Below are 20,240 nucleotides of genomic sequence, written 5' to 3' on the forward strand. Positions count from 1 at the left end.
ATACACACGATGAATTTTTCCCAGTTCTTCATATCAAGACCGATTTTCGCGGCGGTGCTTTCGCTGCTGATCCTGATCGCGGGCGCCATCTCGCTGTTCCAACTGCCCATCAGCGAATACCCGGAAGTGGTACCGCCGACCGTGGTGGTGCGTGCCAACTTCCCCGGCGCCAACCCCAAGGTGATCGGTGAAACCGTGGCCGCACCGCTGGAACAGGCGATCACCGGTGTCGAGAACATGCTCTACATGTCCTCGCAATCCACCGCCGACGGCAAGCTGACCCTGACCATCACCTTCGCCCTGGGCACCGACCTGGATAACGCGCAGGTGCAGGTGCAGAACCGCGTGACCCGCACCGAGCCCAAGCTCCCGGTGGAAGTGACCCGTATCGGTATCACCGTCGACAAGGCTTCGCCCGACCTGACCATGGTCGTGCACTTGACCTCGCCGGACAAACGCTACGACATGCTCTACCTGTCCAACTACGCCTTGCTCAATATCAAGGACGAATTGGCCCGCCTCGGCGGCGTCGGTGACGTGCAGCTGTTCGGCATGGGCGACTACTCCCTGCGGGTCTGGCTCGATCCGAACAAGACCGCTTCGCGCAACCTGACTGCCACCGATGTGGTCAACGCCATTCGCGAGCAGAACCGCCAGGTCGCGGCCGGTCAGTTGGGTGCGCCACCCGCCCCCAACGCCACCAGCTTCCAGCTCTCGGTCAATGCCCAGGGTCGCCTGGTCTCCGAAGAAGAGTTCGAGAACATCGTGATTCGTGCCGGCGACGACGGCGAGATCACCCGCCTGAAAGATATCGCCCGGGTCGAGCTCGGCTCCAGCCAGTACGCCCTGCGCTCGCTGCTGAACAACCAGCCGGCGGTAGCGATCCCGATCTTCCAGCGGCCGGGCTCCAACGCCATCGAAATCTCCAACGAAGTCCGCGCCAAGATGACCGAGTTGAAGAAGGCCTTCCCCGAAGGCATGGACTTCAGCATTGTCTATGACCCGACGATTTTCGTACGCGGCTCCATCGAAGCAGTGGTCCACACCCTGTTCGAAGCGCTGATCCTCGTCGTGCTGGTGGTGATCCTGTTCCTGCAGACCTGGCGCGCCTCGATCATCCCGCTGGTCGCCGTGCCGGTGTCGTTGATCGGTACCTTTGCGGTCATGCACCTGTTCGGCTTCTCGCTCAACGCCCTGTCACTGTTCGGCCTGGTGCTGGCCATCGGTATCGTGGTGGACGACGCCATCGTGGTGGTGGAGAACGTCGAACGAAACATCGGCCTGGGCCTCAATCCGGTGGAAGCCACCAAGCGCGCCATGCGTGAAGTGACCGGTCCGATCATCGCCACGGCGCTGGTACTGTGTGCGGTGTTTATCCCGGCGGCCTTTATCTCCGGGCTGACCGGGCAGTTCTACAAGCAGTTCGCCCTGACCATCGCCATCTCCACCGTGATTTCGGCATTCAACTCGCTGACCTTGTCGCCAGCGCTGGCCGCGGTGCTGCTCAAAGGTCACGACGCACCGAAGGATGGTTTCTCCAAGTTCCTCGACAAACTGCTGGGCGGCTGGCTGTTCCGTCCGTTCAACCGCTTCTTCGACCGCGCCAGCCATGGTTATGTCGGCACCGTGACCCGCGTTATCCGGGCCAGCGGCATCGCCCTGGTGCTGTACGCCGGCCTGATGGTCCTGACCTGGTTCGGTTTCGCCAGCACCCCGACCGGTTTCGTCCCGGCCCAGGACAAGCAATACCTGGTGGCCTTCGCCCAACTGCCGGATGCGGCGAGCCTGGACCGCACTGAAGACGTGATCAAGCGTATGTCCGACCTGGCCCTGAAACAGCCTGGCGTGGAAAGCGCGGTGGCCTTCCCTGGCCTGTCGATCAACGGTTTCACCAACAGCCCGAACGCCGGTATCGTCTTCGTGACGCTGAAGCCTTTCGACCAGCGCAAGGACCCGAGCCAGTCCGCCGGGGCCATTGCCGGCGCCCTGAACGGCAAGTTCGCGGGGATCCAGGAAGCCTACATGGCGATCTTCCCGCCACCACCGGTACAAGGCCTGGGCACCATCGGCGGTTTCCGCCTGCAGATCGAAGACCGCGGCAACCTCGGTTACGACGAGCTGTACAAAGAAACCATGAACATCATCGGCAAGAGCCGCAGCGTGCCGGAACTGGCCGGGTTGTTCACCAGCTACACGGTCAACGTGCCACAGGTCGATGCGGCTATCGACCGGGAAAAGGCCAAGACCCACGGCGTCGCCGTCAGCGACATCTTCGACACCCTGCAGATCTACCTGGGTTCGCTGTATGCCAACGACTTCAACCGCTTCGGTCGCACCTATCAGGTCAACGTCCAGGCCGAACAGCAGTTCCGCCTTGAGTCCGACCAGATCGGCCAACTGAAAGTACGTAACAACAAAGGCGAGATGATCCCGCTGGCGACCTTTATCAAGGTCAGCGACACCTCGGGGCCGGACCGCGTCATGCACTACAACGGCTTTATCACCGCGGAAATCAACGGCGCCGCGGCACCGGGCTACAGCTCCGGCCAGGCCCAGGTGGCCATCGAGAAGCTGCTCAAGGCTGAATTGCCCAACGGCATGACCTACGAGTGGACCGACCTGACCTACCAGCAGATCCTCTCGGGCAATACCGCGCTGTTCGTGTTCCCACTCTGCGTACTGCTGGCGTTCCTGGTACTGGCCGCCCAATACGAAAGCTGGAGCCTGCCACTGGCGGTGATCCTGATCGTGCCGATGACGTTGCTGTCGGCCATTACCGGGGTGATTGCCTCGGGTGGCGACAACAACATCTTCACCCAGATCGGCTTGATCGTACTGGTGGGCCTGGCGTGCAAGAACGCGATTCTGATCGTCGAGTTCGCCAAGGATAAGCAGGAAGAAGGCCTCGATCCGCTGAGCGCGGTGCTGGAAGCCTGCCGCCTGCGTCTGCGGCCGATTCTGATGACCTCCTTCGCCTTCATCATGGGCGTGGTACCCCTGGTGTTCTCCAGCGGTGCCGGTGCCGAGATGCGCCATGCCATGGGTGTCGCGGTGTTCTCCGGGATGCTCGGGGTGACCTTCTTCGGTCTGCTGCTGACGCCAGTGTTCTATGTATTGATTCGCCGCTTTGTCGAGCGCAGCGACGCTCGCAAGGCCGCCCGGGCCCTCAAGCTGGAGGCGCAACAATGAGCAATCTGAAAGCCTTTCTGCCGAGCCTGCTGGTACTGGCGCTGGCCGCCTGTACGGTTGGCCCGGACTACAAGGCGCCGGCCACGGAGAAGGCGAACATCACCGCCGCCACCGACGGCAGCGCCGGACAGAAGAACTATGACCGCGCACGTTTCCAGGGTATCTGGTGGCAGCAGTTCGACGATCCGACCCTGAACCAGCTGGTGACTCAGTCACTGGCCGGCAACCGTGAATTGCGCGTGGCCTTCGCCCGCTTGAAAGCGTCGCGGGCGATCCGCGACGATGTCAGCGACGATGCCATGCCGACCATCACCAGTCGTGCCAGCGCCAACGTCGGCAAGGGCCAGGTGCCGGGTACCACCGAGCAACGGGTCAATAGCGAACGCTATGACCTGGGCCTGGACATGGCCTGGGAAGTCGACCTGTTCGGCCGTATCCGCCGCAACCTGGAAGCCGCCGATGCCGACCAGCAGGTGGCCGAAGCCGACCTATACCAGCTGCAAGTCACCATGATTGCCGAACTGGTGGACGCCTATGGTCAACTGCGCGGCGCGCAACTGCGGGAAAAGATCGCCGTGGCCAACCTGAAGAACCAGCAGGAGTCCAAGGGCATCACCGAAAGCCTGCGTGACGTCGGCGTCGGCGATCAGCTCGACGTGGTCCGTGCCGATGCGCGTCTGGCGGCGGTCGAGGCCACGGTGCCACAACTGCAGGCCGAGCAGGCCCGCGAGCGCAACCGTATCGCGACCTTGCTGGGCGAGCGCCCGGACACCCTGTCGGTGGATCTGGGGCCGAAGGACCTGCCGGCGATTTCCAAGGCTTTGGCCATTGGCAATCCGGGCGACCTGCTGCAACGCCGTCCGGATATCGTCAGCGCCGAACGCAAGCTGGCCGCCGCCACCGCGCGGATCGGCGTGGCCAAGGCCGACCTGTTCCCACGGGTCAGCCTCAGTGGCTTCCTCGGCTTTACCGCCGGGCGTGGTTCGCAGATCGGCTCGTCCGCCGCCAACGCCTGGGCCCTGGGCCCGAGCATCACCTGGCCGGCGTTCAACCTCGGTAGCGTCAGGGCCCGCTTGCGCGGGGCCAACGCCGAAGCCGAAGGCGCCCTCGCCAGTTACGAGCAGCAAGTGTTGCTGGCTTTGGAAGAATCGCAGAACGCCTTCAGTGATTACGGCAAGCGCCAGCAGCGCCTGATCTCGCTGATTCGCCAGAGCGAATCGAGCCGTGCCGCCGCCGACCTGGCTGCGATTCGCTACCGCGAAGGTACCGCCGACTTCCTGGTCCTGCTCGACGCCCAGCGCGAACGCCTGGCCGCCGAGGACAGCCAGGCCCAGGCCGAGACCGACCTGTATCGCGGCATCGTGGCGATCTACAAGTCCCTGGGTGGCGGCTATGAGCCGCAAACAGTGGCCAGCAGCAACTGATTCAAGACCTCCCGGGGTTGGATGCCCTCCGACCCTTTTTCAGCCCCGCACCACCTTGGTGGCGGGGCTTTTTTTCGCCCGGACTCCAGCCTGTCAGCCCCAAGCGCCTTTGGCCCCGGGGCTTTTTCAAGCAGCGACTTGGCCTTTTCAGGCCATCTCGGGATATGCTCACCTCCGGGGCCGCGATGATAGCCATGTGCTCCGACAGGACTGAAGGTCAAAAGGGGTTGGGCAATGTCGCAGTCAGTCTTCCAGTTGTTCCTGACCCATCGCCTTGCCGCACTGGCCGGTGCCGACTCATTGCGAGCCATCCGCGAAGGGTTGCTGTGGTTGCTGCCGTGCCTGCTGGTGTCGACGGCGTTCCTGATCCTGTCGGCCTGCGCACGCCTGGCGGGGCTGCCCGACGACGAGGTGAACTTCCTCGCCGGGCTGCACGAGAAAATCAGCGGCGTCCTGCCCTTGCTGGTGGCCGCGTCCATCGGCTATATGCTCGCCATCCGCTATCGCCTGCCCCAGGTGCCGGTGGCCTTCCTGTGCCTGGCCCATGTGGAAATCGCCATCTACCTGCTCAGCGACTTTCCCCGCGCCGCCGCAACCCTGGTGCTGTTTATCGCCATTGCCTCGCCGCTGATCAACGTACCGATCATGGCCTGGCTGTACCGCCAGTCCTGGACCCGCCTGGTACGGGAAAACGTGGTCGGTTTCAATGTGCGCGACAGCATCAATGCGGTGGTCCCGGGCCTGCTCACCACCGCCCTGCTGGTCATCGCACTGTCGCTGCTGTTGCAGATTCCCCTGATCGCCCAGATGCAGGTGCCCTTCGACCGCGAGGCGCTGGACCATCCTTACCGCTACGGCGCGCTGATCAGCGCCAGTAACTCGGTCCTGTGGTTCTTCGGTATTCATGGCCTGCACGCCATGCAGCCAGTGTTCAGCGTCCTCGACGAGGCGGTGAATATCAATCAGATCAACCTCGCCGCCGGGGAGCCGCATCGCTATATCCTCAACAGCGGCCTGCTGGGCTGCTTCGCCTTTATCGGTGGCTCCGGCGCCTCGTTGTCGCTGATCGTCGCCGTGCTGCTGTTTACCCGTGATCGCTCCTTGCGCCTGCTGGCCCTGGCCGCGGTGCCGCTGTCGCTGTTCAACGTCAATGAGATTCTGCTGTTCGGTTTGCCGATCATTCTCAACCCGCGCCTGTTCATCCCGTTCCTGCTCACCCCGATGCTCAACGCACTGCTGGCGGTGGCGGCGGTCCAGGCCGGCTGGGTGGCGCCGATGGTCACCGGCATGCCGCTGAACTCGCCGGTGTTGCTCAACGCCTACCTGAGCACCAACGGCGACTGGGCCGCGGTGGTCCTGCAACTGGTCCTGCTCGGTATCGGCAGCCTGATCTACGCCCCCTATGTGATGGGCCTGCACCGCCAGCAGGAAAGCGACGACGGCATCTATATCAAGTCCTTCGACACCACCTTTCGCAGCCTGGAGGAAAAGGGTCGGCTGTTCGAGCTCGACCCGGTGGCGGCCGCGTACAAGAACGACGCTCGCCGGGCCCGGGAGCTGGAGCGGATCCGCCAGATCAGCGAATACGAGTTTTACCTGGAGTTCCAGCCACAGATTTCCAAGACCAGCGGCCTGTGCACCGGTTGCGAGGCGCTGATGCGCGTCCGCGACACGGACGGCAACACCCATTTACCCTGGGAATTCCTCAAGTGGCTGGGCCAGGCCAAGCTGATGCCGGATGTCGACCTGTGGGTAGCCTCCCAGGCACTGGAGCAACATCGGCGCTGGCGCAAAGCCGGCTTCGAACTGCCGATGACCATCAATGTGACCGGCGCCACCCTGGGCGTGCCGGAGTACGGCGAGCGCTTGCTGGAGATCCTCGCCCAGGCCCAGGGGATGATCTCCATCGAGCTGACCGAGGACGCCCTGGTCGGCGATATCCAGGTGATCAATCGCCTGACCGAACGCCTGCACGGTTTCGGCGCCAAACTGTATATCGATGACTTCGGCACCGGTTATTCGGCGTTGAGTTACCTGCACCAGTTCAAGATCGACTGCATCAAGATCGACCGCAGTTTTGTCGTCGCCCACTGCCATCCCGAGGGTGCGCGGGTCTTGAATGGCATGCTGCGACTGTGTGAAGCCTTGAATCTGGGGATCATCGTCGAGGGCGTGGAAACCCAGGAGCAGTACGACGCCCTGCACTCGTCCACGGAACTGGTGATCCAGGGCTGGTACTTCAGCAAGGCGATCCCCGGCGAACGGATGCCCGAATTCGTCCGCCAGCGACAAGCATTGCCGCGGGAGAGCAGCGGCTTGATGCTGCCGGGCTGACCTGCCGCCGGAGCCGGAGCCGGTGGACTATGTGTTGACCTGAGTCGCGGGTTTGACTCCTGAACGCGGCTGACCGAAGCTGGTACATTCAGCAAACGCTCGCCAGCTCACGGACCCTGCATGACGAAGCCCCACCGCTACCTGCTTACCAGCCTGTTGCTGCTGCTTGCCCTTGGCCTTGTCTGGCACTGGCTGCCCGGCAAGCTCGCCGCCCCCCAGGCCCCACATATCAATTACGGCCAGGCGCTGAAGCAGGCGCATAATGGCCTGCCCGGCGCGGCACGGGTGCTCTACCAGCAACTGGCGCGGACCGATCTGACGGATGCCCGCCGGGCCGCCTTGCATGCCGAACTGCCCAATTACCCCAGTCCACGGGCTTTGAAGCTGGCCGATAAGGATTTGCAGAATCCCTCGCCAGTGGTCCGCGAGGCGGCGATCGAGAGCATTGTCGGCCTGGTTCCGGGGGCCCAGCGCAGCCTGTTGCTCGGCCCGGTGCTCGAAGACCGCGAGCAATCCGTGCGCTTCGCCGCCGCCAACGCCATGCTCGGTTTGTCAGCGGATGACCAGGGCTTGTATTACGGTCCGCTGCAACAGGTGGTGGACGAGTACGAACGGACCCTGGCCGCCCAGTCGGAAAGCGCCGAGGCGCAGTTCCAACTGGCGCGGTTGTACCTGCATGAGGGGCAATTGGACAAGGCGCAGGCGGCGCTGGAGCATGTCTCGCGGCTGGAACCGGACAACCTCAAGGCGCTGGTGGCCCAGGTCGAATTGCTGGACAAGCGCGGGCAACCGGACCAGGCCCGGCAGTTGCTGGCCAAGCAGTTGCAGGTACAACCGCAATCGGCCTACCTGCAACATGCCCTCGGCGTCTGGCTGCTGCGCCACGGCCAGACCGAACTCGCCGTACTGGGGCTGGCCAAAGCGGTGGAGTTGCAACCGGAAAACGCCGAGTACCGCTACAAGCTCGCCACCACCTTGCATGACTTGCAGCAGATCGAGGCGGCCCAGCGGCAACTGGAAGAGATCGTCCAGCGCCAACCGTCGAACCGCAAGGCGCGGGTACTGCTGATCAGCTACTGGAAGGAAACCGGGCAGTTGCAGAATGTGCAGATTCTGCTTGCCCAGCTGGAGCAACAGAATCCGGATGATCCGGCGTTGCAGCAGGGATTGTAGGCACCCGTTTGCTGCGGGCGGCGTTCCGACGCTGAGGCCCTTGTTACATCGCCGGCAAGCCGGCGCCTACAGGGGGTACGGCGCTCCAGACTCACGCCAGCAGCTTGCGGATCTGTTCCTGGAGCACATCCAGGTCGAACGGCTTGGCCAGGATCGGCGCACTGTGGGCGATGGGACTGTGGGATTCACGGATTTCCGCCGGGTAACCACTGATGAAAATCACCTTGAGGTCCGGACGCAGCTTGACCGCGGGCTCGGCGATGTCCACTCCGGAAATACCCCCGGGCAAACGAAAATCGGTGATCATCAGGTCCAGGTTGGGTTTGCTCGCCAGGATCGCGAACGCCTCTTCGCCATTTTCCGCCTGCAACACCCGATACCCTTCGTGGGAGAGGTAGGTGGAAAGCACCAGCAGGATCGAGGCATCGTCCTCGACGATCAGTACGACGTCTTGTGCATCTTCACTCATGGGAAGCCTTCATTCTTAAAATTGCTGCCAATACGACCATCGGCTCAGCCAGAGGTTGCGTCTGATGTCGGCTTTTCCTACAGAGGCAGGCAAACGCAGAACAAAGCCCCTTCGCCAAGGGTACTCTCGACGGTGATGCGACCACCATGGGCCGCGACAATCTGCTCGGAAATAAACAAGCCCAGGCCCAGCCCGGCGGCGGCATGACTACCGGAAACCCGCTCGAACTGCTGGAAGATCCGCGCCTGGTCATCTTCGCTGATACCGATGCCACGGTCACGCACTTCAATTCGGGCCTCGTGCCCGTGGCGGTAGACGCGCACTTCGATCGGGCTCTTGGCGCCGTAGCGCAAGGCATTGGTCAGCAGGTTGGAGACAACCTGCTCGATACGGAACTCATCCCACTCGCCTTCCAGTGAAGCGTCCCCGCAATAGCTGACCGTCGACTCGGCCGCGGCCACCTGCGGCGCGAAGCCCTCCAGAAACTTGTCCACCAGGCGCACCAGGTCCAGGCGCGCGGGACGGATCGACAGTTTGCCGGTACGGATGCGCGAAACGTCGAGCATGTCTTCGATCAGGCGAATCAGGCTCTGGATCTGCCGCTCGTCGCGCGCGACCATGCTACGCATCTTGTCCAGGGTGAAGGCGGCCGCATTGTCCCGGGCCAGGTGCATCTTGCGCAGCTGGGTTTCCAGGATCAGCCCGTTGAGCGGTGTGCGCACTTCATGGGAAACGATCGACATGAAGTCGTCGCGCATGCGCACCGCGTGCTGCAGCTCTTCCTGGGTCGCCTGCAGCTTTTGCAGCAGCAGTCCCTGCTCGCGACGACTCTGCTCGAGGGCCTCGACCTGCAGCTTCATTGCCTTGCTTTGGCGGTAGAGGTCGACAAAGACACTGACCTTGCTCTTCACCGCATGAGGGTCGAGGGGTTTGTGCAGAAAGTCCACCGCGCCGCTCTCGTAACCCTTGAAGGCGTAGTTGCGCTCGCGACCGGCGGCACTGACAAAGACGATGGGAATATTCTTGGTTTTCTCGGTACCGCGCATCAACTCGGCCAGTTCGAAGCCATTCATACCCGGCATCTGCACATCGAGAATGGCCATGGCGAACTCGTGCTGAAGCAGCAGCGACAGTGCTTCGTCGGCCGACAGTGCCTTGTAGACAATGCGGCCCTCGCGCTTGATCAGCGCTTCCAGCGCCAGCAGATTCTCCGGCAGATCGTCAACAATCAGCAGTTTGGCCTGGATAGTACTCAGCATGTCATTTGTTCCAGCTCGACAAGCAGGCGGCCGATGCCCTGCAAAGAAAGAAGGTAGTCCGGCTGGTGCAACGCCAACGCGGCTTCAGGCATGGTTGCCACCCGGGCGTCGTTCGGGTCTTGCACCACGGTCAGGCCACCCTGGCGCTGGATCTGCAGCAGACCCGCGGCGCCGTCCTGATTGGCGCCGGTCAAGAGTATGCCCAGCAGGCGTGAACCGTAAGCGTCCGCCGCCGACTCGAAGAGATAATCGATCGAGGGCCGGGAATAATGCACCCGCTCTTCGCGGCTTAAGGAAAAGCTGCGGTCCTGTTCGATGGACAGGTGATAACCAGGGGCGGCGAAGTACAGGGTGCCTGGCACGATGCTCTCTTTGTCGTCCGCCTCTTTCACCGGCAACGCCAGGCGTCGCCCGAACACCTCGGCCAACTGGCTGCGATGCCCTTCCGGCATATGCAGGACGATCACGATCGGCAGGCTGAACCGCGCCGGCAGCGCGCCGAACACCGTCATCAGAGCTTCGACCCCGCCTGCCGAAGCGCCCACGACCACCGCCTCGAGCCGTTTGCGGTCAGTGCTTTGCTGTAGCGGGCCGTTCATGATTTACGGTAGATCCGTGCTTGTTTGACCAATGCTTCGAACCGCTTGCCATAGGCGGAAAAATCCAGCGTCTCCTTGCTGCCCAGCACCAGGAAACCCCGGTGGCACAAGGACTCGTGAAATAAACTGAAGGCTCGATCCTGAAGTTTTTTATTGAAATAAATCAATACGTTACGACACGAAATTAATTGTGTTTCGGAGAATACACTATCCGTCGCCAGGCTGTGATCGGCAAAGGTCACGTTTTCCCGTAGGGTCTTATCGAAAATCGCGTAGCCGTAGGCCGAGTTGTAGTACTCGGCAAAGTCGCGCTGGCCTCCGGACGCCCGGTAGTTGTCGGCATAGGTGCGTACGTTGTCCAGGGTAAAGATGCCCTGCTTGGCTTTTTCCAATGAATGCGGGTTGATATCGGTGGCATAGATGATCGTGCGTTCGAGCAAACCCTCTTCGCGCAGCAGGATCGCCATGGAGTACACCTCTTCCCCGGTGCTGCACCCGGCGACCCAGATCTTGATCGACGGATAGGTCTTGAGCAGCGGCACCACCTCCTGGCGGATCGCCAGGAAATGGCCGGGATCACGAAACATCTCGCTGACCGGAATGGTCAGGAACTGCAGCAACTGCATGAATGCCGCCGGATTGTGCAGCACCCGTTCCTGCAGCGCCGAAATGGTCGCGCAATCAAGCTGACGCAGGGCATGCAGGACCCGGCGTTTGACGGACGCACCGGAATAATCGCGAAAATCGTAGCTGTACTTGAGGTAGATCGCCTCGATCAACAACCGCAACTCGATGTCGGAACTTCGATCCACTAGATCCTTTCCATCTTCGGTAGCCATACACGGATCAACGAGAACAATCGATCCAGATCAATCGGTTTGGCCAGGTAGTCGTTGGAGCCGGCCTGCAGGCAGCGCTCCTGGTCATCCTTCATCGCCTTGGCCGTGACCGCGATAATCGGCAGTTTGCGCCAGCGCGGGTCCTTGCGGATTTCCAGGGTCGCTTCGTAACCGTCCATCTCCGGCATCATCACATCCATCAACACCAGGTCGATGTCCTCCACTTCGTTGAGTCGCTCAATCGCCTCACGGCCATTACGGCCAATTTCGACAATCGCGCCCTTATGCTCCAGCGCACTGGTCAAGGCGAAGATATTGCGCACATCGTCGTCCACCAGCAGGATCTTGCGCCCTTCGAAGACCTTGTCGCGACTGCGGGCGGTCTTGAGCATGCGCTGTCTTTCATGGGACAGCTGGGATTCGACTTTGTGCAGAAAGAGTGTCACTTCATCGAGCAGGCGCTCCGGCGAGCGCGCGCCCTTGATGATGATCGAGCGTGAATACTTGTGCAGCTCGGCCTCTTCGTCGCGGGTCAGGTTGCGCCCGGTATAGACGATCACTGGCGGAAAGGCACGGATGTCTTCGGTGGACATGCGCCGGAGCAGTTCGTTGCCGAGCATGTCTGGCAGTTTGAGGTCGATGATCATGCAGTCGAAGACATCGGTGCGCAGCAGATCGAGGGCTTCCTGGGCAAAACCCACGGCGGTGATCTCGATATCGTCGTCGCCGATCAGCCGGGCGATGCTGTCGCGTTGCAGGTCGTCGTCTTCCACCAGCAGCACGCGCTTGAGCTTCTGGGTCAGCTTGGCTTCCAGGCGCGTGAAGATCTCCTTGAGTTCGTCGCGAGTGGTCGGCTTGAGCGCATAGCCCATGGCGCCCATGTGCATGGCGACCTCGGTGCGATCCTCCACGGAAATCACATGCACCGGGATATGTCGGGTCGGCGCCTGTTCCTTGAGGCGCTGCAGCACCGTCAGGCCAGAGTGATCCGGCAGGCGCATGTCCAGCAGGATCGCGTCGGGGATGAACTGGGCGGAGAGCTCGAAACCCTCGTCCGCGCCATGGGCCACCAGGCATTGGTAGCCCAGTTCATGGGCCAGGTCGTAGAGAATCTGGGCAAATTTCGGTTCATCTTCGATCACCAGGATACAGCGGCTGGTGAACGGGCCTTTTTCACGGTCGTCGGCAAAACGCTGGATCGGTGCTTCCACGACCAGTGGTGGCCGATTGCGCGGCGGGTCCAGTGACTCCAGCGGCGCCGGGGGTGCCACCACCGGCGCGGGGCCCGCGCCGTCGCGGCGTTCCACATAACGCTCCGGCAACACCAGGGTAAACACACTGCCTTGCCCGGGCTGGCTGGCCACGTTGATGGAACCGCCGAGCAGCGCCGCCAGATCGCGAGAAATCGACAGGCCAAGACCGGTGCCGCCATAACGGCGGTTGGTGGTGCCGTCCGCCTGGCGGAACGCCTCGAAGATGCTCTCGTGTTGTTCGGCGGCGATACCGATGCCCGAGTCGCGGACGGCAAAGGCAATACCGACACCGGGTTGGCGCGACACGCTCAGGCTGACCCGGCCCGTCTCGGTGAACTTGATGGCGTTGGACAGCAGGTTCTTCAGCACCTGTTCCAAGCGCTGGCGATCGGTGAACAGCGTCGCTGGCAGGTCGCCACGCATCTCGAGTTCAAAGCCCAACTGTTTGTCGCCGGCCAGTGGCTCGAACATATTGCGCAGCCCCTCCACCAGACGCTCGATGCTGGTATTTTCCGGGCGCAGCTCCAACTTGCCCGCCTCGACTTTGGAGATATCGAGGATGTCGTTGATCAGGTTGAGCAAATCGTTGCCCGCGCTGTAGATCGATTCAGCGAACTTGACCTGTTCCTCCGTGAGGTTCTCCTGCGGGTTCTCCGCCAGCAGCTTGGACAGGATCAGCGAACTGTTGAGCGGCGTACGCAGCTCATGGGACATGTTGGCAAGAAACTCGGATTTGTACTTGCTCGAACGCTGCAGCTCCTCGGCACGCTCCTCGAGCTGGATCTGGGCCAGGTTCAGCTGGTTGTTCTTGAGGTCCATCGCGTCGCGCTGCGCGGCCAGGGCCAGGGCTTGTTCGGCCAACTGTTCGTTGGTCTGTTCGAGTTCGCTCTGCTGGCTTTCCAGGTGAACCTGCGATTCCTTGAGCACCTGGGACTGTTCTTCCAGTTCCTCGTTGGCGGTCTTCAGCTCTTCCTGCTGGACTTGCAGCTCTTCGTTGAGCTGCTGGGTCTCGGCCAGGACCTCCTGCAAGCGCTGGCGGTAACGCGCGGCCTCGATGGAAGTGCCAATATTGTCGGCGATCAGTTCCAGCAGTTCGATGTCACGTTCGTTCAGCGGACGCAGGAAACCCAGCTCAATCACCCCGTTGACCCGCTCATCGTTAGTGGTCGGCACCACCAGCACACTGCGCGGCGACCCCTCGCCCAGGCCCGAACTGACCTTGAAGTAATCCATCGGCACTTCGTCCAGGCGAATCAGACGGCCCTGGCCGGCGGCTTGGCCAACCAGGCCTTCATCGTTGAAGATCGCCTGTTCCTGCCGATCCTGCTCGCGGGAAAAACCATAGCTGGCGACACGGGTCAGGCCCCCCTGCTCTTCGCGGACATACAATGCCGCCACGGCGCTGCCCATATACTGGGCGCAGAATTGCAGGATATTGCGCCCCAGCAGATTCAGGCTCAGTTGGCCCAGCACCTGCTCGGCCAGCTCGGTCTGGCCACTGCGTAGCCAGGCTTGCTGTTCCAGGCGTTCCGCACTCTTGACTTGTGACGCGAGATTTTTTGCATAACTACTTGAAAGTGATAACAAATCACGTCGACCTATAAAGGCCAGCAAGGCACTCAGGCCCAGCACAAAGATGAGATAGAGGACGATGCTCCAGATCGTGGTGCGGCTTACGGTTTCATTGCGCGCGAGCCGCAGTTGCTGCTCCATGTCGATGGCGTTCTCAAACTCGCTACGGATCTCGTCAACCAGGCGCTTGCCGCGCCCCGCCTGGATCACCCCCCGGTAGTCGCCGCCGGAACGCCGCAGTTCAATCATCAACTGAGCGTATTCGCTCCAGGCGCCCTGCAAGGCTTCGATGCGTTTGAAGCGGTCGACCTGCTGCGGATTATCCGCGGTCAGTTGCTGCAAGCTGCGCAGTTCGGCAATGATCTTCGGCTTGGCGACTTCGTAGGGGTCGAGGAAATGCTCGTCACCGGTAATCAGGAAACCGCGCATACCGGTTTCCAGATCCACCGAGAGCTTCATCGCCTCGTTGCTGTTATTGATCACCCGGTCGGTATGCTCGACCCACTGGATCACCGACAGCAGATAGGTGATCAGCGCGACGAAAAATACCGCACTGAGGACCCCGACGCCCAAGGGCAGGCTGATGTTGCGACTCAATAACTTGCGAAAGCTTTGTTCATCCACCGAAGACGACGAATTCATTTCAGGGCCCGGATTAAAGTTATTGATTATCAAGGAGTCTGCCGTATGTACGAATAAAAGACCGCCATTTTTCTCACAGCTTAGAATGCAATGCCCCAGGCCGCACTGTCGTGACGCGATGACAGACCTTAGCCTATCATCTTGTACAGTCGGATTTTTTTGTACAGGCCGGGGAACTTGCCTGGCCCGGTGGTTTACTGATACCAGAGGCCGAGCGGTTCAGCGAACTTGATCCATTCCTCACTTTTTCGGGATATACCCTTATGCCAGTCCCCCCCGCCACCATCCTTGTCGTTGAAGACGATACCGTCGTGCGCATGCTGATCGTCGATGTCCTGGAGGAACTGGCGTTCAATGTCCTGGAGGCCGACGGCAGCGAAAAGGCCCTGGATATCCTTGGACAGGCCGACACCCGCATCGATTTGTTGATGACCGATGTCGGACTGCCCGAAATGGATGGCCGCGAATTGGCCAAGGCCGCCTGCCAAATGCGCCCGGGGCTGCCCGTCCTGTTTGCCAGCGGCTACGCCGAAAGCATCGAACTGGCGCCTGGCATGCAGGTGATCAGCAAGCCCTTTTCTATTGATCAGTTAAGGCTAAAGATCAAAAATATTATATAAGCACATGATTTATATGAAATATTTATTCTAGAATTCACTTTAACTCGGGGCTGGGCCAGCGCATTCGCGACCACCACTGCGCCCTCTACTGCATTGACGCGCCCGGCCCAGCGTGTTTACCTAGTGGCCTTGTTTTGGGTGCCCTTCACAGGGTGAAACGGGAAACCGGTGCGTCAGCCTGTCTGTCTTCAGGCCTGATCAGTCCGGTGCTGCCCCCGCAACGGTAAGCGAGAGAAGCGTCAGAGCCACTGTGTCGACACCGGCATGGGAAGGCGACGCTTGAAGAGTCGGGCCCTGCCCAACTCCCTCGCAAGCCCGGAGACCGGCCCAGAAATAATCGATGACAAACCTGCGGTGGGCAGGCGCTGTTGTAATCTCCGGGCGCCCGCCCGCCGAGGTTCTTCGCGCCTTTCCGCCTGCTAAAACTCAAAGGGAAGCGCCATGTCAACCACTACCGTCCGCCACTCGACCGCCATCAGCACCCTGAGCCAGCGCCTCGTCGCCGCCATCGGTGCCACCATCCTGGGCGCGGCATTGGTCTATTTCGCCGGGTTCTCACCCATCGACGTCGTCCACAACGCCGCACACGATACCCGTCACAGCTCTGCCTTCCCGTGCCATTGAGACGCCAGCCATGATCAAGCGTATTGCGCAAACAGCGGGATTCACCGGCTTGCTGGCCGCCCTGTTGCTGACCCTGCTGCAGAGCTTCTGGGTCGCCCCGCTGATTCTCCAGGCGGAAACCTATGAAAAATCCGCGGCAGCCGAGGCTCACGAACACCAGCACGCGGCCATGGCCGGGCACGTACACGACGAAGAGGCCTGGGAGCCGGAAGACGGCTGGCAGCGCGTGTTGTCCACCACCGGCGGCAACCTGGTGGTGGCCGTCGGTTTCGCCCTGATGCTGGCCGGCCTCTATACCCTGCGCGCGCCGAACCGCACCGCCCAGGGCCTGCTCTGGGGCCTGGCCGGTTATGCCACGTTCTGCCTGGCACCGACCCTGGGCCTGCCGCCGGAACTGCCGGGCACTGCCGCGGCGGACTTGCTGCAACGGCAGATCTGGTGGGTCGGCACCGCAGCGTCCACGGCGGTTGCCATTGCCCTGGTGGTGTTCGGCAAGCACTGGGCGCTCAAACTGCTGGGCGTGGCCATTGTCGTGGTGCCCCATGTGATCGGCGCACCGCAGCCGCAAGTTCATTCCAGCCTGGCGCCAGAAGAGCTGGAAGCACAATTCAAGATCGCCTCGCAACTGACCAATGCCGCGTTCTGGCTGGCCCTGGGCCTGATCAGTGCATGGCTGTTCCGGCGCAAGACCAAGGCTCACTACTCGGCATGAGCACGACGCCAATCCTCGCGGTTGGCCTCGGCTGCCGGCTCGGCTGTAGCGCCTCGACCTTGCAGGCGCTACTGGAGCAATCTTTGCTGGCCCATCGGATCGACCTCAAGGAAATCAATGGCTTGGCAAGTATTGATGGGAAAAAGGTTGAACCCGGCCTGCGGGAACTGGCACAGCGCCTGAACCTGCCGCTGGTGTTCTTCAGTGCGACCGAGCTGGCACCTTACGAGGCTCGGCTCAGCCATCGTTCCAGCCAGGCCTTCGAACAGACCGGCTGTCATGGCGTCGCAGAAAGTGCCGCGCTGGCCCTGGCCGAACAGTTGGGGCAAGCCCGTGCGAATCTTCTGATTTCACGCCAAAAGCATCCTCAGGCGACCTTTGCACTGGCCTGGACCGGGCAAAACCCTCGATAATCACCGCCGTCTACATGAGCGTTGTTCATGTAAAGTCTTGTGCAGCCCTGTTCAGAGAGTGTCATGACCGTCTACTTCATCGGCGCCGGCCCCGGCGATCCGGAACTCATTACCGTCAAGGGCCAACGCCTGATCCGCAGCTGCCCGGTGATCATCTATGCCGGCTCCCTGGTGCCTGATGCCGTGCTTGAAGGCCACCGTGCGACGCAAGTGGTCAATAGCGCCGAGTTGCACCTGGAACAGATCATCGACCTGATCAAGACCGCAGATGCCCGGGGCCAGGACGTGGCGCGGGTGCATTCGGGCGATCCGTCGCTCTACGGTGCCATCGGCGAGCAGATCCGCCCTCTGCGCGAATTGGGCATTGCCTATGAAATCATCCCCGGCGTCACCGCGACCGCCGCCTGCGCAGCCTTGCTCGGCGCCGAGCTGACGCTGCCGGATATTTCCCAAAGCGTGATCCTCACCCGTTATGCCGACAAAACCGCGATGCCGGCCGGGGAAGAGTTGGCCAGCCTGGCCCAGCACAAGGCGACCATGGCGATTCACCTGGGGGTCAAACACCTGGCCAGAATCATCGAGGAACTGCTGCCGCATTACGGCGCGGACTGCCCGATCGCGGTGATCCATCGCGCTACCTGGCCCGACCAGGACTGGGTACAAGGTACCCTTGAGGATATTCTGGCCAAGGTCGAGGCCAAGGGCTTTCGCCGCACGGCGCTGATCCTGGTGGGCCGCGTCCTGGCCAGCGAGCACTTCAGCGAATCCTCGTTGTACCGCGCGGGTCACGCTCATCTTTATCGACCTTGAATCGTCTGGAGGATAAGCCGATGTCCGAACCGTTGTTTTCCGGCGCCAAACTGGCCCTGCTCTGCGGCGATGAGCTGCTGACCTACCTGCGCGACATGAAGGACAGCATTCCCTATCCCGGACATTGGGACTTTGCCGGTGGCGGTCGCGAAGGCGAGGAAACTCCGAGCGAATGTGCCCTCAGGGAGCTGGATGAGGAGTTTTCCCTGCGTATCGGGGCTGAACGGATCGAATGGGCCCGACGCTACCCCAGCGTGACCCAGCCCAATACCCACTCGTGGTTTCTGGTCGGGCAACTGAGCCGCGCGGAAATTACAGCGATTCGCTTTGGCGACGAAGGCCAGTACTGGCGGATGATGGCGATTGCCGAGTACCTGGAGCACCCGCTGGGTGTGCCCTATCTGCAAGAGCGGCTGCGCGATTACCTGGAGAGTCGGGTTTCCGGGTCGTAATAATGTACCGCTCTCAAGGGCCTCTTCGCGGGCAAGCTCCGCTCCCACAGTACCTGTGTCGAACCTGGATTATATGGACGGCACAGAACCCCATGTGGGAGCGGAGCTTGCCCGCGAAGACGTCGGAGCAGGCACCGCAATCGGAACGACCTCAACCGATCCCCCCATAAAAAAACGGCGCTCACGGGCACCGTTTTTTTATCCAGCCGGACGTAGCGAACGCCCTGCTACCGAACTCAGTAGTAGGCGTTTTCTTTCTGCGTATGGTCGGTCACATCGCGTACACCCTTGAGCTCGGGAATCCGCTCGAGCAAGGTGCGCTCGATGCCTTCCTTCAAGGTCACGTCGGCCTGACCACAGCCCTGGCAACCGCCACCGAACTGCAGCACGGCGATACCGTCCTCGACCACTTCGATCAGGCTGACCTGGCCGCCGTGGCTGGCCAGCCCCGGATTGATTTCGGTTTGCAGGTAATAGTTGATACGCTCGTTGACCGGACTGTCGGCATTGACCATCGGCACCTTGGCGTTTGGCGCCTTGATCGTCAGTTGGCCGCCCATACGGTCGGTGGCGTAATCGACCACCGCATCATCGAGGAAGGCTTCGCTGAAGGAATCGATCCACGCGGTGAAGCTTTTCAGCCCCAACGCGGTGTCTTCAGGTTTTTCTTCACCCGGCTTGCAATAGGCAATGCAGGTTTCGGCGTACTGGGTACCCGGCTGGGTAATGAAAACGCGGATGCCGATCCCCGGGGTGTTCTGCTTCGACAGCAGATCAGCCAGATAATCGTGGGCGGCATCGGTAATGGTTATGGCGCTCATGGAATCTCCTCACAGACTTGCCGCCAGTTTACGCCAATCGGGCCGCCGGACAAAGTCCTAGTATTTTTGTCGGGAAAGCAGCGGCCGCCACTGGATCGAACCCACCAGCAACGCCGAGAAAATCAGCGCACTGGCCAGCCAGCCCGCCGGGCTCGGCCAGACGCCGAGCAACAGCATCGAACCGAGAATGGCAAATACCGGAATCAGCAAGGACAGCGGCGCCACCTGCGACAACGGATATTCGCGCAACAACAGATTCCAGCCCCAATAACACAGGTGTGTAGCGCCATAGACCTGGAACGCCAGGGAAAACAGCAGACCCGTCCCGAGCTGATCCGGCAGCGCGACAAAGGGCACCGCAGCGTTCTTGAGCCAGGTCAGCAGGAACAGCGGCAGCGGTGCGAACAGGCTGGCCCAGACCACGAAGGCGAACACCTCTTTGACCCGCGACAGCTTGATCAGCACATTGCCCAGGCTCCAGGCGACGGCACTGAGCACGATCAGCAGCAACCCAGCCCTGCTCTCGCCCGCCGAGCTGTCGAACAGCACACAGGCCAGCCCCAGGGCCGCCAGCAACCCGCCGATCACCTGAGCCCCGCTCAATGACTCGCGAAACAGCAGCACGCCCCAACCCAGGGTGAAGAAGGCACTGGTCTGGATCAGCAGCGCCGCGGTTCCCGGTGGAACGCCCAGACTGATACCGAAGTTGATCAGCCCCCACATGACGACCCCGAAAATCATCCCGTACGCAGCGATCCAGGACATTGCCACTTGCGGCCGACGAATGAAAAACACCCACGGCAGGGCCGCCAGGGTAAAGCGCAGCGCCGTCAACAGCAGCGGGTCGATATGGCTCAAGCCCAGCTTGGTGATGGGGAAGTTCAAGCCCCAGACAGCCGTGACCAGCACGGCGAGCAACAGGTGTTTTTTCTGCATGGCAAACAATCCGAATAGTCAGGCCCGGCGAGACGACTCGCTGGCGCCCGACTACTTTGCCGCTGCTACTTATGGCCCGCTTGCAATTGAAGGTCAATT

17 protein-coding genes and 1 riboswitch are annotated in these 20,240 nt (G+C 61.5%); of the genes, 10 read left to right on the plus strand and 7 right to left on the minus strand.

Translation table 11 applies throughout. The features are described 5' to 3' along the window. The first annotated feature begins 9 nt into the window (after positions 1-9). The 4 genes from AC07VG_RS24810 to AC07VG_RS24825 all read left to right on the plus strand — a co-directional run bounded on the left by AC07VG_RS24810 (position 10) and on the right by AC07VG_RS24825 (position 8,120). Positions 10-3,189 (plus strand): efflux RND transporter permease subunit, encoded by a 3,180-nt coding sequence (locus AC07VG_RS24810; RefSeq protein ID WP_495002539.1) that lies wholly within the window; start codon positions 10-12, stop codon positions 3,187-3,189. Continuing rightward, a complete protein-coding gene (locus AC07VG_RS24815; RefSeq protein WP_495002538.1) occupies positions 3,186-4,613 on the plus strand; it encodes an efflux transporter outer membrane subunit in 1,428 nt (475 codons plus the stop codon). Before AC07VG_RS24810 ends, AC07VG_RS24815 begins: the two co-directional genes overlap by 4 nt. Before the next feature lie 234 nt (positions 4,614-4,847). Continuing rightward, positions 4,848-6,947, plus strand: a complete 2,100-nt coding sequence (locus AC07VG_RS24820; protein ID WP_495002537.1) for an EAL domain-containing protein — start codon at positions 4,848-4,850, stop codon at positions 6,945-6,947. A gap of 120 nt (positions 6,948-7,067) precedes the next feature. Continuing rightward, positions 7,068-8,120 carry a tetratricopeptide repeat protein gene (locus tag AC07VG_RS24825; RefSeq protein ID WP_495002536.1) on the plus strand — a complete coding sequence of 351 codons (1,053 nt, stop codon included), beginning with the start codon at positions 7,068-7,070 and terminating at the stop codon, positions 8,118-8,120. A 91-nt stretch (positions 8,121-8,211) separates the two neighbouring features. On the opposite strand, the gene AC07VG_RS24830 is transcribed toward AC07VG_RS24825, so the two are convergent. The 5 genes from AC07VG_RS24830 to AC07VG_RS24850 form a co-directional block, all read right to left on the minus strand. Then, positions 8,212-8,589, minus strand: coding sequence for a response regulator (locus tag AC07VG_RS24830; RefSeq protein WP_495002535.1), 378 nt, complete (start codon positions 8,587-8,589; stop codon positions 8,212-8,214). A 77-nt stretch (positions 8,590-8,666) separates the two neighbouring features. Beyond that, positions 8,667-9,848, minus strand: a complete 1,182-nt coding sequence (locus tag AC07VG_RS24835) for a hybrid sensor histidine kinase/response regulator (RefSeq protein ID WP_495002534.1) — start codon at positions 9,846-9,848, stop codon at positions 8,667-8,669. After that, positions 9,842-10,447 (minus strand): chemotaxis protein CheB, encoded by a 606-nt coding sequence (locus AC07VG_RS24840; RefSeq protein WP_495002533.1) that lies wholly within the window; start codon positions 10,445-10,447, stop codon positions 9,842-9,844. The genes AC07VG_RS24835 and AC07VG_RS24840 overlap by 7 nt, the downstream gene beginning before the upstream one ends. Further along, a complete protein-coding gene (locus AC07VG_RS24845; RefSeq protein WP_495002532.1) occupies positions 10,444-11,286 on the minus strand; it encodes a CheR family methyltransferase in 843 nt (280 codons plus the stop codon). The genes AC07VG_RS24840 and AC07VG_RS24845 overlap by 4 nt, the downstream gene beginning before the upstream one ends. Continuing rightward, positions 11,259-14,753, minus strand: coding sequence for a response regulator (locus AC07VG_RS24850; protein WP_495022046.1), 3,495 nt, complete (start codon positions 14,751-14,753; stop codon positions 11,259-11,261). Before AC07VG_RS24850 ends, AC07VG_RS24845 begins: the two co-directional genes overlap by 28 nt. 263 nt (positions 14,754-15,016) lie before the next feature. Here AC07VG_RS24850 and AC07VG_RS24855 point away from each other — a divergent pair, with 263 nt between their 5' ends. The 6 genes from AC07VG_RS24855 (at position 15,017) to AC07VG_RS24880 (ending at position 18,384) form a co-directional block, all read left to right on the plus strand. Beyond that, positions 15,017-15,373, plus strand: a complete 357-nt coding sequence (locus tag AC07VG_RS24855) for a response regulator (protein ID WP_495002530.1) — start codon at positions 15,017-15,019, stop codon at positions 15,371-15,373. 119 nt (positions 15,374-15,492) lie between these two features. Then, a riboswitch (cobalamin riboswitch) is annotated at positions 15,493-15,718 on the plus strand. 96 nt (positions 15,719-15,814) lie between these two features. Then, complete coding sequence (locus AC07VG_RS24860; protein ID WP_495022047.1) at positions 15,815-15,997, plus strand: CbtB domain-containing protein; 183 nt, start codon at positions 15,815-15,817, stop codon at positions 15,995-15,997. Positions 15,998-16,007: 10 nt separating this feature from the next. After that, on the plus strand, positions 16,008-16,709 hold the full coding sequence (locus tag AC07VG_RS24865; protein ID WP_495022048.1) for a CbtA family protein: 702 nt from the start codon (positions 16,008-16,010) through the stop codon (positions 16,707-16,709). Further along, positions 16,706-17,122 carry a cobalamin biosynthesis protein gene (locus tag AC07VG_RS24870; protein WP_495022049.1) on the plus strand — a complete coding sequence of 139 codons (417 nt, stop codon included), beginning with the start codon at positions 16,706-16,708 and terminating at the stop codon, positions 17,120-17,122. The genes AC07VG_RS24865 and AC07VG_RS24870 overlap by 4 nt, the downstream gene beginning before the upstream one ends. A gap of 63 nt (positions 17,123-17,185) precedes the next feature. Beyond that, positions 17,186-17,932 (plus strand): precorrin-4 C(11)-methyltransferase, encoded by a 747-nt coding sequence (gene cobM / locus AC07VG_RS24875; protein WP_495002526.1) that lies wholly within the window; start codon positions 17,186-17,188, stop codon positions 17,930-17,932. A gap of 20 nt (positions 17,933-17,952) precedes the next feature. Then, positions 17,953-18,384, plus strand: coding sequence for an NUDIX hydrolase (locus tag AC07VG_RS24880; protein ID WP_495002525.1), 432 nt, complete (start codon positions 17,953-17,955; stop codon positions 18,382-18,384). 236 nt (positions 18,385-18,620) lie between these two features. Here the strand turns inward: AC07VG_RS24880 and nfuA are convergent, their stop codons facing one another. Further along, positions 18,621-19,205 (minus strand): Fe-S biogenesis protein NfuA, encoded by a 585-nt coding sequence (nfuA, locus tag AC07VG_RS24885; RefSeq protein ID WP_177056981.1) that lies wholly within the window; start codon positions 19,203-19,205, stop codon positions 18,621-18,623. Positions 19,206-19,262: 57 nt separating this feature from the next. Continuing rightward, positions 19,263-20,141: an EamA family transporter gene (locus AC07VG_RS24890; protein ID WP_495002524.1), complete on the minus strand. Its 879-nt coding sequence runs from the start codon at positions 20,139-20,141 to the stop codon at positions 19,263-19,265. Positions 20,142-20,240 lie beyond the last annotated feature (99 nt).

The sequence above is a fragment of the Pseudomonas sp. GW821-FHT03C07 genome (assembly GCF_059420925.1).

Excerpts from the sequence above, each read along its gene's own strand:
- AC07VG_RS24810 (WP_495002539.1), top strand. The coding sequence starts at position 10 with ATGAATTTTTCCCAGTTCTTCATATCAAGACCGATTTTCGCGGCGGTG.
- AC07VG_RS24815 (WP_495002538.1), top strand. The coding sequence starts at position 3,186 with ATGAGCAATCTGAAAGCCTTTCTGCCGAGCCTGCTGGTACTGGCGCTG.
- AC07VG_RS24820 (WP_495002537.1), top strand. The coding sequence starts at position 4,848 with ATGTCGCAGTCAGTCTTCCAGTTGTTCCTGACCCATCGCCTTGCCGCA.
- AC07VG_RS24825 (WP_495002536.1), top strand. The coding sequence starts at position 7,068 with ATGACGAAGCCCCACCGCTACCTGCTTACCAGCCTGTTGCTGCTGCTT.
- AC07VG_RS24830 (WP_495002535.1), bottom strand. The coding sequence starts at position 8,589 with ATGAGTGAAGATGCACAAGACGTCGTACTGATCGTCGAGGACGATGCC.
- AC07VG_RS24835 (WP_495002534.1), bottom strand. The coding sequence starts at position 9,848 with ATGCTGAGTACTATCCAGGCCAAACTGCTGATTGTTGACGATCTGCCG.
- AC07VG_RS24840 (WP_495002533.1), bottom strand. The coding sequence starts at position 10,447 with ATGAACGGCCCGCTACAGCAAAGCACTGACCGCAAACGGCTCGAGGCG.
- AC07VG_RS24845 (WP_495002532.1), bottom strand. The coding sequence starts at position 11,286 with ATGGCTACCGAAGATGGAAAGGATCTAGTGGATCGAAGTTCCGACATC.
- AC07VG_RS24850 (WP_495022046.1), bottom strand. The coding sequence starts at position 14,753 with ATGAATTCGTCGTCTTCGGTGGATGAACAAAGCTTTCGCAAGTTATTG.
- AC07VG_RS24855 (WP_495002530.1), top strand. The coding sequence starts at position 15,017 with ATGCCAGTCCCCCCCGCCACCATCCTTGTCGTTGAAGACGATACCGTC.
- AC07VG_RS24860 (WP_495022047.1), top strand. The coding sequence starts at position 15,815 with ATGTCAACCACTACCGTCCGCCACTCGACCGCCATCAGCACCCTGAGC.
- AC07VG_RS24865 (WP_495022048.1), top strand. The coding sequence starts at position 16,008 with ATGATCAAGCGTATTGCGCAAACAGCGGGATTCACCGGCTTGCTGGCC.
- AC07VG_RS24870 (WP_495022049.1), top strand. The coding sequence starts at position 16,706 with ATGAGCACGACGCCAATCCTCGCGGTTGGCCTCGGCTGCCGGCTCGGC.
- cobM (WP_495002526.1), top strand. The coding sequence starts at position 17,186 with ATGACCGTCTACTTCATCGGCGCCGGCCCCGGCGATCCGGAACTCATT.
- AC07VG_RS24880 (WP_495002525.1), top strand. The coding sequence starts at position 17,953 with ATGTCCGAACCGTTGTTTTCCGGCGCCAAACTGGCCCTGCTCTGCGGC.
- nfuA (WP_177056981.1), bottom strand. The coding sequence starts at position 19,205 with ATGAGCGCCATAACCATTACCGATGCCGCCCACGATTATCTGGCTGAT.
- AC07VG_RS24890 (WP_495002524.1), bottom strand. The coding sequence starts at position 20,141 with ATGCAGAAAAAACACCTGTTGCTCGCCGTGCTGGTCACGGCTGTCTGG.